Source organism: Streptomyces atriruber (assembly GCF_001418325.1).
Classification (GTDB): Bacteria; Actinomycetota; Actinomycetes; order Streptomycetales; family Streptomycetaceae; genus Streptomyces; species Streptomyces atriruber.
On sequence record NZ_LIPN01000327.1, the window covers coordinates 1 to 14,272 of the forward strand.

A 14,272-nucleotide genomic window follows, 5' to 3' on the forward strand; every position below is an offset into this window, starting at 1 on the left:
CCGATTTGGGCTCGGCGCCCCGGGGCGGCAGATCCCTGGCGTCGGCCGGTTCGAGGGCTGCGGGTCCTGGCGGCAGATCCCTGGCGCCAGCCGGTTTGCGCTCGGCGCCCCGGGGCGGCAGATCCCTGGCGTCGGCCGGTTCGAGGGCTGCGGGTCCTGGCGGCGAATCCCTGGCGTCAGCCGATTTGGGCTCGGCGCCCCTGGCGGCGCAGACCTGGCGTCAGCCGATTTCGGCTCGGCGCCCCGCGGCGGCAGATCCCTGGCGTCGGCCGGTTCGAGGGCTGCGGGTCCTGGCGGCAGATCCCTGGCGTCAGCCGATTTCGGCTCGGCGCCCCGGGGCGGCGGATCCCTGGCGTCGGCCGGTTTGGGGGCTGCGGGTCCTGGGGCGTGGTGGGTCAGCGGCAGCCGCAGTTCGCCACTGTCGAGGCCATGTGGTCCAAGGCCTTCTGGGCCGACTGGGGGTCCGTTGTTCCTGTTGTCATGAAGGCGAAGAGCAGGAGGCGGCCGTCCGCGTCCACCACCGTTCCCGCGAGGCTGTTCACGCCCGTCAGGGTGCCGGTCTTGGCGCGGACCACGCCCGTGCCCGGCGAGTCCTTGGGGTAGCGGTCGACCAGCGTGCCGGTGAAGCCCGCCACGGGCAGGCCCGTCACGACGGAGCGCAGTTCGGGGCGGCCCGGGTCCGCCGCGTGGTCCAGGAGCGCGGCGAGCAGCTCCGCGGAGATGCGGTCGGCCCGGTCCAGTCCGCTGCCGTCGGCGAACTTCGCCCCGGAGAGCGGGAGGCCCTGCTTGTCCAGCGCGGCGCGCACCGCCTTGCCCGCGCCGTCGAAGCTCACCGGCTCCTTCGCGGCGACGGCCGCCTGTCGGGCGAGCGCCTCGGCGATGTCGTTGTCGCTGTGCGTCAGCATCCGCTCGACCAGGGCCGAGAGCGGCGGCGACTCGACCTTCGCGAGGGACTCGGCGCGGTCCGAGGCCTTGGAGGGGGTGGGGGCGGACTTCGAGGGCTTGGTCTTGATGCCCTCGTCCGCCAAGAAGCCCGCGAACTTCTTCGCCGCCTCGCCCGCCGGGTCCCCCGAGCGCGGGGCGGGCCCGCTGGAGGAGTCGTCCAGGCGGCCCTCGTCGGCCATCAGGGCGCTGACCGGCGTGATGTTCTCGTTGGGGCCGATCGGGTGCTGCGCGGGTCCGGAGTACAGCGACGTGTCGTACGAGAGCTTGACCTCGTCGATGTCGCGGCTCTTCAGGGAGCGCGCCGTGTCCTCGGCGAGCGTGCGCAGGCTCGCCGCGGTGTCGGTGTAGCGGCCGTCCTTGCGGGCGGTGAGCGTGGGGTCGCCGCCGCCGACCAGGACGACGTCGGAGGAGTCGGGTTCGATCACCGTCTTCGTGGCGATGCGGTGGTCGGGGCCCACCGCGGACAGCGTCGCGACCGCCGTGGCGATCTTGATCGTCGACGCGGGCGTCAGGCCCTCGCCCCCGCCCTTGCCGTAGATCTGCTTGCCGGAGGCCGCGTCGAGCACGACGGCCGAGCGCTCCGGGCCGAGCGCCGGGTCCTTCAGAAGCGGATCGAGCACCTCCGCGAGGGCGCTGTCCGTCGGCGCGGGCGCCACCCCCGCGGGCGCGCCGAGACCGGCGAGCACGGAAGGGGCGCTCGGGGCGGCTTCGGGCGCCCTGCCCGGCGTACGACCAGCGTGATCTGCGCCACCCCAGGCCTCCTGGGAAGCGGCCCGGTCCCGCTCGGCCGTACGCTGGCCGGAGGAGTCCCAAGGGCCGGCCGCGGCCACCGCCCCGGCCGCGATGACCAGGCCGAAGGCGGCGGAACCAGCTGTGAGCTGCCAGGTCGTGAGCTTCCCGGAGAACCCGGAGAGCTTGGTGGCGGAAGGCTTTGTCAGCTGTCTCAAAAGCTGTCGAGGCCGCTGCCAAGGCTTGAGCTCCGGCACGACGACCAGCCCCTTTCGCGATCACACATCTGCGTGAGGGACACTTAATCACCCGAAGTATGTGCTGATCATGGAGGAGCCACCCGTGGAGTTCGACGTCACCATCGAGATTCCGAAGGGTTCGCGGAACAAGTACGAGGTGGACCACGAGACCGGCCGGATCCGTTTGGACCGTCGCCTCTTCACGTCGACCAGCTACCCCGCGGACTACGGCTTCGTCGAGAACACCCTCGGCGAGGACGGTGACCCGCTGGACGCCCTGGTCATCCTGGACGAGCCGACCTTCCCGGGCTGCCTCATCAAGTGCCGCGCGATCGGCATGTTCCGGATGACCGACGAGGCGGGCGGCGACGACAAGCTGCTCTGCGTCCCGGCCTCCGACCCGCGCGTGGAGCACCTGCGCGACATCCACCACGTCTCCGAGTTCGACCGCCTGGAGATCCAGCACTTCTTCGAGGTCTACAAGGACCTGGAGCCCGGCAAGTCCGTCGAGGGTGCCGACTGGGTCGGCCGCACGGACGCCGAGGCCGAGATCGAGCGTTCCTACAAGCGCTTCAAGGACGAGGGCGGCCACTGAGCCACTCGCCCCGGGCGGGCCGCGCGACCCCAGGGGGGGTCACGCGGCCCGTTCGTGTATCTGTGCCCATACTGGCCATACGGAGGGTGCGTACGTGTCGTATGAAAAGTGAGGGCATCAGTGGCCGAGCAGGAGGCCGAGGACCGCAAGCCACAGTCGGACGAGGCCCGCAGCGCGTTCGTGCAGCCCAGCGGCGTCGTGGCGCAGCCGTCGACCCCTGAGGACGAGTCGCAGACGACATCCGAGTTCGCCCTCCCCACGGGCTTCGCGACGCCGTCCTCGACGACCCAGGAGACCGAGAAGTCGGCGTTCACCACGCCGCACACCTACAGCTCCCGCAACGCCCCGCAGGCCTTCACGCCCGCGCAGGGCATACCCCTGGTGAAGCTCACCAAGGAGGTGCCCTGGCAGGACCAGATGCGCACGATGCTGCGCATGCCGGTCGCCGAGCGGCCCGCTCCGGAGGCGGCGCAGAAGGACGAGGACGAGACCGGGCCGGCGGTGCCGCGCGTGCTCGACCTGACGCTGCGTATCGGCGAGCTGCTGCTCGCGGGCGGTGAGGGCGCCGAGGACGTGGAGGCGGCGATGTTCGCCGTCTGCCGCTCCTACGGCCTCGACCGCTGCGAGCCGAACGTGACGTTCACGCTCCTGTCGATCTCGCACCAGCCCTCCCTGGTGGACGACCCCGTCACGGCCTCCCGGACGGTACGCCGGCGCGGCACCGACTACACGCGTCTGGCGGCGGTATTCCACCTGGTGGACGACATCAGCGACCCGGAGGTCGAGGTCTCCCTGGAGGAGGCCTACCGTCGGCTGGCGGGCATTCGGCGTAACCGTCACCCCTACCCCGGCTGGGCCCTCACGGCGGCCAGCGGCCTGCTCGCGGGCTCCGCGTCCGTGCTGGTGGGCGGTGGCGCCCTGGTCTTCCTGGTGGCCGCGGTGGGCGCGATGCTCGGCGACCGGCTCGCGTGGCTCTGCGCGGGGCGCGGGCTGCCGGAGTTCTACCAGTTCGTGGGCGCCGCGATGCCGCCCGCCCTGATGGGTGTGGCGCTCAGCTTCGTGCACACCGAGGCGTCCATGGCCTCGGCGGTCATCACCGGTGGGCTCTTCGCGCTGATCCCGGGGCGGGCCCTGGTGGCGGGCGTGCAGGACGGTCTCACCGGCTACTACATCACCGCGGCCGCACGTCTCCTCGAGGTCATGTACCTCATCGTGGGCATCGTCTGCGGTGTGCTGCTCGTGCTGTCGCTCGGCGTCATGCTCGACGCGACGAACCTGACCCCGGAGACGAAGTTCGGCGTGACGTCGTCGCGGCCGGTCATCCAGATCCTGGCGTCGATGGCGCTGAGCCTGGCCTTCGCGATCCTGCTCCAGCAGGAACGTAACACCGTGCTGATGGTGACCCTCAACGGCGGAATCGCCTGGGTGATGTTCGGTGCGCTGGCGCAGACGCCGCTGGAGCTCTCGCCGGTCGCCGCGACGGCCATCGCGGCCGGTCTGGTGGGGCTGTTCGGGCAGCTCTTCTCGCGGTACCGGTTCGCGTCCTCACTGCCGTACGTGACGGCGGCGATCGGCCCTCTGCTGCCCGGTAGCGCGACGTACTTCGGGCTGCTCGCCCTGGCGCAGAACGACCTGAACACGGGCATGAACTCGCTCACCAAGGCCGTCGCGACGGCCCTGGCCATCGCGATCGGCGTGAACCTGGGGAGCGAGGTATCCCGGCTGATCCTGAAGGTGCCGGGCGCGACCTCGGCGGCGAACCGCCGCGCGGCCAAGCGGACGCGCGGCTTCTAACGGCTTGCAGCGGCTTCCGGACGGCCGCGTGTCAGCGCTTGGCCGGGCGGCCGTGCGTCAGCGCTTGGCGTGGCGGCCGCGCTGCTGCGCCGGGGGCGTGCCCGGGGCGCCCGCGCCCTCGTCGGACGCGGCCTTCTTGGACTTGCTGCGCGCCCGCAGGAACTCGATGGCGATCGGCACCACCGAGATGAGGACGATCAGGATGAGGATCGCCTCGATGTTCTTGTGCACGAACTCGATGTTGCCGAGCCAGGCGCCGAGCAGCGTGACGCCCGCGCCCCACATGACGCCGCCGATGATGTTGAACGTGATGAACGAGCGGTACCGCATGCCGGAGACGCCGGCGATGATCGGCGTGAAGGTGCGCACGATCGGCACGAACCGGGCCAGGACCAGGGACTTCGGGCCGTACTTCTCGAAGAAGTCGTGGGCCTTGACCACGTTCTCCTGCTTGAAGAGCTTGGAGTCCGGGCGGTTGAAGAGCGAGGGCCCGACCTTCTTGCCGAAGAGATAGCCCGCCTGGTCACCGAGGATCGCGGCGAGACAGATCAGCACGCAGGCCAGCCACAGCGGGGTGTCCAGCTTGTTCGTGGTGATCAGCAGGCCGGTGGTGAACAGCAGCGAGTCACCCGGCAGGAAGAAGCCGATGAGCAGGCCCGACTCGGCGAAGACGATCACCAGCAGGCCCCAGAGACCGAACTGGTTGAGCAGGTAATCCGGATCCAGCCAGCTTGGTCCGAGCGCAAGCGTCGTCACGGTTCCGGGCTCCTGAGGGGTGAGGGGGCGGGGCAGCGGCAGGTGCAGCCGCCCAAATTTATCAACGCGAGGCGGCCCGGCCTGGTTCCAGTGCCCTTCTCCCGGCGCACTGTGCGACAACTGGGACAAAGCCGGGCCGCACGCGCCTCACCCGTTGCGTGCCGCGTTCGCGAGGATCGCGTCCCGCAGGTACACCGCCAGGCCGGGCCCGATGGCCTCGTAGAAGGCCGTGAACCGCTCGTCGTCGACGTACATCTCGCCGAGACAGGTATGCATCTCGTACGAGCACTCGTAGTGGTTCGCCGTGATGAAGCGGCGGTGCTCCTCCGCGGCGGCCATGGCCTCCTCGGAGTCGGCGGGAACGCCCCGGCCGAGCAGTTCGGCCACGCGCGCGTGGACCGCGTCGAACTCGTCGTTGATCCGCTTCCAGTCGTCCTTCGTGTACGAGGCCTGCTTGCGCTGCGACTCGCGGTAGGCGTCCGTGCCGCCCCAGCGCTGCTCGACCTCCTCCGCGTACTGGTCGGGGTCGTGGTCCCCGAAGACCTCGAACTTCTCCTCGGGCGTGAGGTTGATGCCCATCTTCTTCGCCTCCATGGCGGTCTCGACGGCGGCGGCCATCTCCTGGAGCCTGTGGATCCGCGCGGTCAGCAGCGCGTGCTGGCGGCGCAGGTGGTCCCGCGGGTCCGTTTCCGGGTCGTCCAGGAGGGCCGCCACCTCGTCGAGGGGGAAGCCGAGCTCTCGGTAGAACAGGATCTGCTGCATCCGGTCGAGGTCGTCGTCGCTGTAGCGCCGGTGCCCCGCGTGGCTGCGCTCGCCGGGCACGAGCAGGCCGATCTCGTCGTAGTGGTGCAGCGTGCGCACCGTCACTCCGGCGAAGTCGGCGACCTGCCCCACGGAGTAGCTCATGGCTTCCGCCCTTCTTCTCTCGGTACGCGGACCAGCCTGTGTCCTCACGTCGCGTGAGGTGCAAGTCCGCCGGCCGGGAGGGTGCCGACGCCGCCCGCCGCTACCGGCTCAGCGCCGTGAACCTCCGGACCGCCAACGGCAGGAATACCCCCACGAGCACCACGGGCCAGAGCACCGCGAGGAGCCCCGCGTGTTCGGCGGCCCAGGACGTGCCGACCACTCCGGGGTCGTTGCCGAACAGGTCACGGACGGCCGTGGCCGTCGCCGACAGCGGGTTCCACTCGACCAGGGTGCCCAGCCAGCCCGGCATGTTCTCCGGAACCGTGAAGGCGTTGGAGAGGAAGCCGACCGGCCAGACCAGGATCTGCACGGTCGCCACCAGCTCCGGCCTGCCCGCGATCATCGCCAGGTGGATGCCGAGCCACAGCATCGCGAAGCGCAGCATCATCAGCAGCCCGACGGCTCCGAGGACCGCCCCGAACGAGCCGTGCCAGCGCCAGCCGATCGCGAGCCCGACGCCCATCATGACCAGCAGCGAGACGAACGACTGGAGCATGTCGGCGATCGAGCGCCCCACCAGCACCGCACCGCTGGTCATCGGCATGGACCGGAACCGGTCGATCACCCCCTTGTTGAGGTCCTGGGTGACCGCCACCATCGTCGCGTCGAGCCCGAAGACCATGGTCAGCGCGAACATGCCGGGCACGAGGAACTCGGCGTACTCCCCCGCGATGCCCTTCCCGCCGCCGATCAGGTAGGCGAACATCAGCAGCAGCATCACCGGGAAGACGAGGCCCACCAGCACCTGCACCGGCTGCCGCGCCCAGTGGGCGAGCTCGCGCCGCGTCATGGTCCAGGAGTCGGTCACGGCCCAGCTCATCGGCGTACTCACACGGTGTCCTTCGTACGTTCCGTCAGGGTCAGGAAAACCTCGTCCAGCGTGGGCCTGCGCAGCGCCACGTCCTCCGCGTCGATGCCGGCGTCCCGCAGGGCCCGCACGACGCCCGTGAGGGCCTCCATGCGGTCCGTGACGGGCGCGGAGGCCAGGCGGCGGTCCGCGTCCACCGTGGCGCCCGTGGGCAGCAGCGCGGCCGCCTCGGCGAGCTGGGCCGCGTCCCGCACCACCACGTCGATCCGGTCGCCGCCCAGCTTCGCCTTGAGGTCGTCCGCCGTGCCCTCCGCGACGACGCGCCCGCCGTCGATCACCGACATGCGGTCGGCCAGCTGGTCGGCCTCCTCCAGGTACTGCGTGGTCAGGAGCACGGTGGTGCCGCCGCCGACCAACGAGCGCACCGAGTCCCACACCTCCGCGCGGCCGCGCGGGTCGAGGCCCGTGGTGGGCTCGTCCAGGAAGAGCACCTCCGGGTCGGTGACCAGGGAGGCCGCGAGGTCCAGACGGCGCCGCATGCCGCCGCTGTACTGCTTGACCGCCTTGCGCCCGGTCTCCGCCAGACCGAACCTCTCCAGGAGCTCGTCGGCCCGCACGCGCGCGTGGCGGGCGCCCAGGTGGTGGAGCCGCCCGAACATGTCCAGGTTCTGCCGGCCGCTCAGCTCCTCGTCCACCGCGGCGTGCTGGCCGAGCAGCCCGATGCGCCTGCGCACCTCGTCGGGCCTGCGCCGCACGTCGTGCCCCGCGACCTCCACACGGCCCTCGTCGGGCCGCAGGAGGGTGGCGAGCATCCGCACCGCCGTGGTCTTGCCCGCGCCGTTCGGCCCGAGCACTCCGTGGACCGTGCCGCGCTCCACCCTCAGGTCGAGGCCGTTCAGCGCCTTCTTCGGTGCCTTCTTCTGTCCGTACGTCTTGTGCGCGCCCTCGACGACGATCACGTCCGTCATCCGGCTCCCTTCTGATCTTGTAGTCAAACTTGACTAGGCGAGGAAAGTAACCGAGGGCAACTCATTCGTCAAACTTGATTAGCGGTGGCGCTGCTCCGCGTGCTCAGCGACCGCCGTCCGCCGTCCGCCGTCCGCCACGATCAGCGGTCGCCCTCCGCATGCCGGGCCCCCGTCGCAAACGGGTTCTCCTCGCCGTCGGCGAGCACGCCCACGAAGGGGTCGCCCTCGCCCGCGAAGGTGTACGCGCCACCTTCGACGCGCGCGATGAGGCTCCGGGTCCAGTCCGCACCCGTGTCGGCGGAGTGCACCCAGTAGTTCATGATCTCGCCGATGTGGCCCAGCTGTTCGGGGCCGTCCTCGGGCGTGTAGTACTCGGTGACGGAGGTACGCCACTCCTCGATGCGCCGCACCCGCTCCTTGAGCAGGCCCACGACCTCCTCGCGCGGCAGGTCCACCATGAGGCCGAGCGCCGCCGTGAGGATGTCGGGCCGCTGGTCGTACATCGTCAGGGACTCGCGGAGCAGGGCGAGGTACTGCTCCGTGCCCTGCTCCGTCATCTCGTACTCCGTGCGCGGCGGGCCGCCGGCCGTCGACGGGGCGATCTCGTGCGCGCGCAGCAGCCCTTGCTTCGCCAGCTGCTTCAGGGCGTGGTAGATCGACCCGGGCTTGGCGTTGGACCACTCGTGGGCGCCCCAGTACTCCAGGTCGTTGCGGACCTGATAGCCGTGAGCGCGGCCGTGCTGGCGCACGGCCCCCAGAACCAGCAACCGGATCGCCGACATGTACCGCGCCCTTTCCCTCAGCCCCCGGACCTGTCCATCCGCCCCCGGTCATCAACTTTGACTAGGGTAGCCCCGCTCAAGCGCCACCAGTTTGCTCGAGCGCCACGAGCTCGAAGGCCGTCTTTCCGTCCAGGGACTCGCGGACGATGTCCGCATGGCCCGCGTGCCGCCCGATCTCCTCGACCAGGTGCAGCATCAGCCAGCGCATCGACACGACGCCGTCCTTGGGGAACCACGGCGCCTCGGGCAGCGGGAACGTGTCGTCCAGGCTCGGCACCCCGCGGATGAACTCCTCGGTCTCACGGGCGACCTCGTCCCAGAACGCCAGCGTCCCGGCGAGCGTCTCGTCCGCCACGAGACGGAAGCCGTCGCCCCAGGTCTCCTGCGTGCGGACCTTCTCGTTGGGCTTCTGCTGGGCCATGCGCAGCCAGTTGAGCTCCATCTCGGCGACGTGCTTCACGAGGCCGCCGAGGGTCAGCTCGCTGGCGCTCGGGCGGGCCTTCGCCTGCTCGTCGGTCAGGCCGATGACCGAACGGCGGATGCCGCCCCGCTGAGCCTCCACAAAGGCGATCAGGGCGCCGCGCTCGTCTCCGTGGGCTTCCGAGCTGACGTGGGTGACCATGGTGTCCGCCTCTTCTTCGATGCGTCTTCGGTGCGCCGGGCTTTCCGACACCACAGACGCTACGGAGCCTTGCGGTCAGTTTCTGTCCGCAAGGCTCCGTGGAAATTCTCTGAAGGGTCAGAAGGGTCAGAAGGGGAAGCGCGACCTGCCGTGCTGGACCGAGATCCACTTCTGGGTGGTGAAGGCGTCCACCGTGGACTCGCCGTTCAGCCGTCCCACGCCGGAGTTCTTCTCGCCGCCGAACGGCACGATCGCCTCGTCGTGCACGGTGCCGTCGTTCACGTGGATCATGCCGGTCCTGACGCGCTTGGCGATCCGGACGCCGCGCTCCGTGTCGGCGGTGTGCACGGCGCCGCTCAGGCCGTACGGAGTGTCGTTGGCGATGCGGACCGCCTCGTCCTCGCCGTCGAAGGGCAGCAGCAGGGCGACGGGGCCGAAGATCTCCTGGCCCAGGATCGGGGAGTCGTGCGGGAAGTCCGTGAGGATCGTGGGGGCGACCACGTTGCCCTGGGTGCTCCCGCGCAGCAGGGCCTTCGCGCCGGAGGCGACGGCCTGCTCGACGACGGCCGTGACGGCGTCCGCCTGCGAGGAGTTGATGAGCGGGCCGATGTGGGTGGCAGGGTCGGCCGGGTCGCCGACCTTCAGGCCCGCGACCTTGGCGACGAACTTCTCGGTGAACTCCGCCTGCACGGCACGGTCCACGAGGATGCGGTTGGCGGCCATGCAGACCTGGCCCTGATGCACGAAACGGCTGAAGACCGCCGCGTCCACGGCGTAGTCGATGTCGGCGTCGTCGAGGACGATCAGCGCGCTGTTGCCGCCCATCTCCAGGATCGAGCGCTTGAAGTGCGAGGCGCAGACCGTGGCGACGTGGCGGCCCACGCGGTCCGAGCCGGTGAACGAGATGACGCTCGGCACGGGGTGCTCTATGAGGGCGTCGCCTATCTCGGCTATGTCCGTGATCACGACGTTGAGCAGACCGGCCGGGAGGCCCGCGTCCTCGAAGACCTTCGCGAGCAGGCTGCCGCCCATCACCGGGGCGTTCTGGTGCGGCTTGAGCACCACGGCGTTGCCGAGGGCGAGCGCCGGGGCGACGGTCTTGGTGGAGAGGAACAGCGGGAAGTTGAAGGGGCTGATGACGCCCACGACGCCGACCGGGAGGCGGTAGAGGCGGTTCTCCTTGCCGTCCTCCGGCGAGGGCAGGACACGGCCCTCGGGGCGCAGTGCGAAGTGGACGGCCTCGCGCAGGAACTCCTTGGTGAGGTGGATCTCGAAGGCCGCCTTGAGCCGGGTGCCGCCCAGCTCGGCGATGATCGCCTCGGTGATCTCTTCCTCGCGGTCCTCGATGATCCGCAGGGCACGCTCGAAGACGGCACGCCGGGTGTACGGATTCGTCTCCGCCCAGTCCTTCTGCGCGCGCTCGGCGGCGCGATAGGCCTGGTCGACCTCGTCCGCGGTGGCGACCGTGATGGACGCCAGCTTCTCTCCGTCGTACGGATTGAAGTCGATGATGTCCCAGGAGCCCGACCCGGCCTTCCACTCCCCGTCGATGTACTGATGGGCCAGGTCGGTGAAGAAGGACATGAGCGGACCCCTTGCCGCGGCAGCAGACGGCCGCAAACGGAAGCAGACACCTGATCTCACGTCATAGTACTTATGTTTCAGGTGAGTTGGAGCAGACCACGGAGAAGATCCCGGCTGCCCACCGGATCGGGGCTGTCCTTCTGCAGCTGCGCCACCACGCGCTCGTACTGGGCGACTTCCTCCGCCTTGTCGAGATAGAGGGCGCCGGTGAGCTGTTCCACGTACACGACGTCGGAGAGGTCGGACTCCGGGAAGCTCAGCATGGTGAAGGCGCCGCTCTCCCCCGCGTGCCCGCCGAAGCTGAACGGCATCACCTGGAGGGTGACGTTCGGGCGCTCGGAGATCTCGATGAGGTGCTGGATCTGACCCCTCATCACTTCGCGGTCGCCGTACGGCCTTCGGAGCGAAGCCTCGTCCAGCACGCAGTGGAAGCGGGGCGCATGCTCGGAGGTGAGGAGCTTCTGGCGTTCGAGGCGCAGGGAGACGCGGCGGTCGATCTCGGCCTTGCTCGCGCCCTTCATGCCGCGGGCGACGACCGCGTGCGCGTACGCCTCGGTCTGCAACAGGCCGTTGACGAACTGGACTTCGTAGACACGGATGAGCGAGGCCGCGCCTTCGAGGCCGATGTATGTCTGGAACCAGCCGGGCAGGACGTCCGAGTAACTGTGCCACCAGCCGGTGAGGTTGGCTTCCTTGGCGAGTGAGAGGAGCGCGCCGCGCTCGGCCTCGTCGGTGACGCCGTAGAGCGTCAGAAGGTCCTCGACGTCCCTGGACTTGAAGCTCACCCGTCCCAACTCCATGCGGCTGATCTTCGATTCGGAGGCACGGATGGAGTACCCGGCCGCTTCGCGGGTGATGCCGCGGGATTCCCTGAGCCGCCTCAGCTGCGAGCCCAGCAGGATGCGCCGTACCACCGAGCCGCTCGACTCCCCTGCGGTCACTTCGCTCAATCCTCCCGATCGACTGGAAGCCAGCAGTCTGCCATTAAACGCTCCGGGCCGTACACGTCCGGTTACAGAAACAGAAAGGGTCCGAAAGCTCTTCAGAAGAAGTCGTGGGAAGAAATGGGCAAGAAGTGGCACGGGATCCACCAAGTCCGGCGCGTGCACGTGCATCTGCCCTTGCATCTGCTGTACGCATTCGGAACCATGGTCCGCGCGCCACGCTGTACCGACCGCACCATCGGCGACCGACCGCGCCACCGCTCCATCGCTACGTACCGCGAAACCGGGGAGTGCCTCGCATGGGGACGAATGGATCGACCATGCTCGAGCCGTTAAGGCAGGGGCTACCTCCCATCGACCCGTCCGCCGTCTCGGACGCAGCCTCCGTCGCCCTCCCCGCCCGCTACGAAGCCGTCGGCAGCGCACGCCAGTTCACCCGCAAGACGCTGGGCCAGTGGGACCTGGAAGAGAAGTTCGACGACATCGCGCTGGTGGTCTCCGAGCTCGTCACCAACGCGCTGCGCCACGCGCTCCCCGCCGACACCCCGCGCGACCATCAGGAGCCGCCCGTGCGGCTGCACCTGATGCACTGGGCGACCCGGCTGGTGTGCGCGGTGCGGGACCCCAGCGACGAGAGCCCGGTCGCGCGCGACACCGACGACGACTTCTCCGCCGAGTCGGGACGGGGCCTGTTCCTCGTGGACTCGTTCAGCGACAGCTGGGGCTGGCATCCGCTCGCCGGCGCGCTGCGCGGCAAGGTGGTCTGGGCGCTGTTCCGCCTCGGCTGAGCCGAGTGACTGATCCGGCCCCGGTCGGGCCGGGCGGCTGAACCGACCTCGGATCAGCCGCCTATCAGGTGGTCGAACTCCCCGTCCTTCATCCCCAGCAGCATCGCTTCGATCTCGGCGCGCGTGTAGACGAGCGCCGGGCCGTCCGGGAACCGCGAGTTGCGCACGGCGACGTCGCCGCCCGGCAGTTTCGCGAACTCCACGCACGAACCCTGCGAGTTGCTGTGCCTGCTCTTCTGCCAGACCACACCGTGAAGCTCCGTGGCCGCCATGCCGTTCATCGCGTGGTGCACAGATCGCTCCCCGGGTGGTGCGGTGCCGTGAGTGGCTCTAGATGCAGTGGTCAACTGTCCCGGATCATAGCTGTGTTCACATGCAGATGCATGGGCAGATGCACGTGCACGCGCGGTGTTCTCTTGGTTACAGACTTGTCAGCACCTGCTCCAAAGCCCGCATGACGTGCGAACGCCAGCCCCCGTCCATGATCTTCCGCGCCATCAGCTGCGCCGGATCGTCCGGATCGAATCCCTCGTGCACTAGGAAGAGACGCGTTCCGCGCCCTTCGTGTTCCAGGGTCCACGTAATGGTCCAGTCGGCGAAGTTGGCCGGATCCGGATCCATCCAGCGGACGCTGAGCGTCCGTTCGGCCTCGTAGGCGAGAACCTGCACGTGAACGGTGCCGGAAAAGTTCGTGTTGGGGCGCGGCACGGAGGTCATCACGTACCGGTGCCCCACTTCGAGCCGGAAGTCCTCGCTGCCGGGCATCTGCCACTGGGCGAGGAGCTCGGGCTCGGTCAGCGCGCGCCAGACCTTCGCGGGCGGGTGCGGGAAGAACTGGTCGACGCGGATCGTCGTCGGATCAGGCTCTCCGAGGCCTTCTGGTGCGGTCGTCATGACTGATCATCGTCGGGCATCCGGTCGAGAACGGCGCCGAGGCCCGTCAGCCTGTCGCGCCAGAACCGCTCGTACGGGCTGAGCCAGTCCTGCACCTCGGCGAGCGGCACGGCCTCCAGGCGGTAGATCCGCTGCCGCCCGGACCGCTCCTCCGCGACGAGACCGGCCTCCCGGAGGACCTTGAGGTGCTCCGAGAGGCTGGGCCTGCGCATGTCGAAGTGGTCGGCGAGCGCCTGGACCGGCTGCGGGCCCTCGTCGCGCAGGAGGCGCAGGACCTCGCGCCGGGTTCCGTTGGCGAGCGCGGCGAAGAGCCGGTCCTCGCGTTCGCCGGTCGTGACCATGGCCGTGGGGCCTTCCTACTCGGTGTCCTCGGTGTCCGCGGCGGCCTTGGTGCCGTTGGCGCCGTTGGCACCCCTGGTGTCCGCCGCGTCTTCCGCCGCTTCGGTCAGCAGCATCCAGCCGTTGCCGTCGGGGTCGCGGAAGGCGGCCATCCTGCCCCAGGGCAGCTCGTCCGGACCGCTCACCTCGACGCCCGCCGCGGCGAGCCGCGCGCAGTCCGCGTCGACGTCGGTCGTGATCAGCATGATCCCCTGCGCGCCACCGGGAACGAAACCGCCCATGCCGGGGCCGGAGAGCGTGAAGACGGTCTGGGCCCCGCGCGGGGCCACCTGGAGCCAGCGGCCCGGGGGCATCCGGAGGTCGGCGGTGACCTCGAAGCCGAGCACGTCGCGGTAGAAGCGGAGGGCGGCGTCCTGGTCGGAGACGGGGACGGTGAGGAAGGAGGTGTGGGTGATGTTCATGAGCACCACGATAGGTAGGACTTTCCCTACGTGTCAAACGTAGGGAAAGTCCTACCTA

16 protein-coding genes are annotated in these 14,272 nt (G+C 69.6%); 3 read left to right on the plus strand and 13 right to left on the minus strand.

The genetic code is table 11. The features are described from left to right. Window positions 1-395 precede the first annotated feature (395 nt). On the minus strand, window positions 396-1,892 hold the full coding sequence (dacB, locus tag AOK03_RS29800) for a D-alanyl-D-alanine carboxypeptidase/D-alanyl-D-alanine endopeptidase (protein ID WP_425264425.1): 1,497 nt from the start codon (window positions 1,890-1,892) through the stop codon (window positions 396-398). A 124-nt stretch (window positions 1,893-2,016) separates the two neighbouring features. Between dacB and AOK03_RS29805 the strand changes: the two genes are divergently transcribed. Both AOK03_RS29805 and AOK03_RS29810 read left to right on the plus strand, forming a co-directional pair. Continuing rightward, complete coding sequence (locus tag AOK03_RS29805; protein WP_055568469.1) at window positions 2,017-2,508, plus strand: inorganic diphosphatase; 492 nt, start codon at window positions 2,017-2,019, stop codon at window positions 2,506-2,508. Between the two features lie 120 nt (window positions 2,509-2,628). Continuing rightward, window positions 2,629-4,302, plus strand: a complete 1,674-nt coding sequence (locus AOK03_RS29810; RefSeq protein WP_055568470.1) for a threonine/serine exporter family protein — start codon at window positions 2,629-2,631, stop codon at window positions 4,300-4,302. 57 nt (window positions 4,303-4,359) lie between these two features. Here AOK03_RS29810 and AOK03_RS29815 read toward each other — a convergent pair whose 3' ends face one another. From AOK03_RS29815 to AOK03_RS29850, 8 genes are all read right to left on the minus strand, one after another. Beyond that, the gene (locus AOK03_RS29815; protein WP_055568471.1) at window positions 4,360-5,058 is read right to left on the minus strand and encodes a DedA family protein; all 699 of its coding nucleotides are present in this window, start codon (window positions 5,056-5,058) and stop codon (window positions 4,360-4,362) included. A 147-nt stretch (window positions 5,059-5,205) separates the two neighbouring features. Beyond that, a complete protein-coding gene (locus AOK03_RS29820) occupies window positions 5,206-5,964 on the minus strand; it encodes a MerR family transcriptional regulator (RefSeq protein WP_055568472.1) in 759 nt (252 codons plus the stop codon). Between the two features lie 100 nt (window positions 5,965-6,064). Beyond that, the gene (locus AOK03_RS29825; RefSeq protein ID WP_055568473.1) at window positions 6,065-6,844 is read right to left on the minus strand and encodes an ABC transporter permease; all 780 of its coding nucleotides are present in this window, start codon (window positions 6,842-6,844) and stop codon (window positions 6,065-6,067) included. Window positions 6,845-6,852: 8 nt separating this feature from the next. Then, window positions 6,853-7,800: an ATP-binding cassette domain-containing protein gene (locus tag AOK03_RS29830; RefSeq protein WP_055568474.1), complete on the minus strand. Its 948-nt coding sequence runs from the start codon at window positions 7,798-7,800 to the stop codon at window positions 6,853-6,855. 140 nt (window positions 7,801-7,940) lie between these two features. After that, window positions 7,941-8,582: a PadR family transcriptional regulator gene (locus AOK03_RS29835; RefSeq protein ID WP_055568475.1), complete on the minus strand. Its 642-nt coding sequence runs from the start codon at window positions 8,580-8,582 to the stop codon at window positions 7,941-7,943. Window positions 8,583-8,658: 76 nt separating this feature from the next. Continuing rightward, a complete protein-coding gene (locus AOK03_RS29840) occupies window positions 8,659-9,204 on the minus strand; it encodes a DinB family protein (protein WP_055568476.1) in 546 nt (181 codons plus the stop codon). Window positions 9,205-9,330: 126 nt separating this feature from the next. After that, complete coding sequence (locus AOK03_RS29845; protein ID WP_055568477.1) at window positions 9,331-10,788, minus strand: aldehyde dehydrogenase family protein; 1,458 nt, start codon at window positions 10,786-10,788, stop codon at window positions 9,331-9,333. Window positions 10,789-10,865: 77 nt separating this feature from the next. Next, on the minus strand, window positions 10,866-11,729 hold the full coding sequence (locus AOK03_RS29850; RefSeq protein ID WP_055568478.1) for a helix-turn-helix domain-containing protein: 864 nt from the start codon (window positions 11,727-11,729) through the stop codon (window positions 10,866-10,868). A 302-nt stretch (window positions 11,730-12,031) separates the two neighbouring features. On the opposite strand from AOK03_RS29850, the gene AOK03_RS29855 reads away from it, so the two are divergent. Beyond that, window positions 12,032-12,520 (plus strand): ATP-binding protein, encoded by a 489-nt coding sequence (locus AOK03_RS29855; protein WP_055568479.1) that lies wholly within the window; start codon window positions 12,032-12,034, stop codon window positions 12,518-12,520. Between the two features lie 53 nt (window positions 12,521-12,573). Here the strand turns inward: AOK03_RS29855 and AOK03_RS29860 are convergent, their stop codons facing one another. The 4 genes from AOK03_RS29860 to AOK03_RS29875 form a co-directional block, all read right to left on the minus strand. Continuing rightward, a complete protein-coding gene (locus AOK03_RS29860; protein WP_208609624.1) occupies window positions 12,574-12,813 on the minus strand; it encodes a DUF397 domain-containing protein in 240 nt (79 codons plus the stop codon). Between the two features lie 127 nt (window positions 12,814-12,940). Further along, the gene (locus tag AOK03_RS29865; RefSeq protein WP_055568480.1) at window positions 12,941-13,414 is read right to left on the minus strand and encodes an SRPBCC family protein; all 474 of its coding nucleotides are present in this window, start codon (window positions 13,412-13,414) and stop codon (window positions 12,941-12,943) included. Continuing rightward, the gene (locus AOK03_RS29870) at window positions 13,411-13,755 is read right to left on the minus strand and encodes an ArsR/SmtB family transcription factor (RefSeq protein WP_055568481.1); all 345 of its coding nucleotides are present in this window, start codon (window positions 13,753-13,755) and stop codon (window positions 13,411-13,413) included. Before AOK03_RS29870 ends, AOK03_RS29865 begins: the two co-directional genes overlap by 4 nt. A 15-nt stretch (window positions 13,756-13,770) precedes the next feature. Then, window positions 13,771-14,214 (minus strand): VOC family protein, encoded by a 444-nt coding sequence (locus AOK03_RS29875; RefSeq protein WP_055568483.1) that lies wholly within the window; start codon window positions 14,212-14,214, stop codon window positions 13,771-13,773. Window positions 14,215-14,272 lie beyond the last annotated feature (58 nt).

What these genes read in the sequence shown, in the direction of transcription:
- AOK03_RS29820 (WP_055568472.1), bottom strand. Translation starts at nt 5,964, where the DNA reads ATGAGCTACTCCGTGGGGCAGGTCGCCGACTTCGCCGGAGTGACGGTG.
- AOK03_RS29825 (WP_055568473.1), bottom strand. Translation starts at nt 6,844, where the DNA reads ATGAGCTGGGCCGTGACCGACTCCTGGACCATGACGCGGCGCGAGCTC.
- AOK03_RS29830 (WP_055568474.1), bottom strand. Translation starts at nt 7,800, where the DNA reads ATGACGGACGTGATCGTCGTCGAGGGCGCGCACAAGACGTACGGACAG.
- AOK03_RS29835 (WP_055568475.1), bottom strand. Translation starts at nt 8,582, where the DNA reads ATGTCGGCGATCCGGTTGCTGGTTCTGGGGGCCGTGCGCCAGCACGGC.
- AOK03_RS29840 (WP_055568476.1), bottom strand. Translation starts at nt 9,204, where the DNA reads ATGGTCACCCACGTCAGCTCGGAAGCCCACGGAGACGAGCGCGGCGCC.
- AOK03_RS29845 (WP_055568477.1), bottom strand. Translation starts at nt 10,788, where the DNA reads ATGTCCTTCTTCACCGACCTGGCCCATCAGTACATCGACGGGGAGTGG.
- AOK03_RS29855 (WP_055568479.1), top strand. Translation starts at nt 12,032, where the DNA reads ATGGGGACGAATGGATCGACCATGCTCGAGCCGTTAAGGCAGGGGCTA.
- AOK03_RS29865 (WP_055568480.1), bottom strand. Translation starts at nt 13,414, where the DNA reads ATGACGACCGCACCAGAAGGCCTCGGAGAGCCTGATCCGACGACGATC.
- AOK03_RS29870 (WP_055568481.1), bottom strand. Translation starts at nt 13,755, where the DNA reads ATGGTCACGACCGGCGAACGCGAGGACCGGCTCTTCGCCGCGCTCGCC.
- AOK03_RS29875 (WP_055568483.1), bottom strand. Translation starts at nt 14,214, where the DNA reads ATGAACATCACCCACACCTCCTTCCTCACCGTCCCCGTCTCCGACCAG.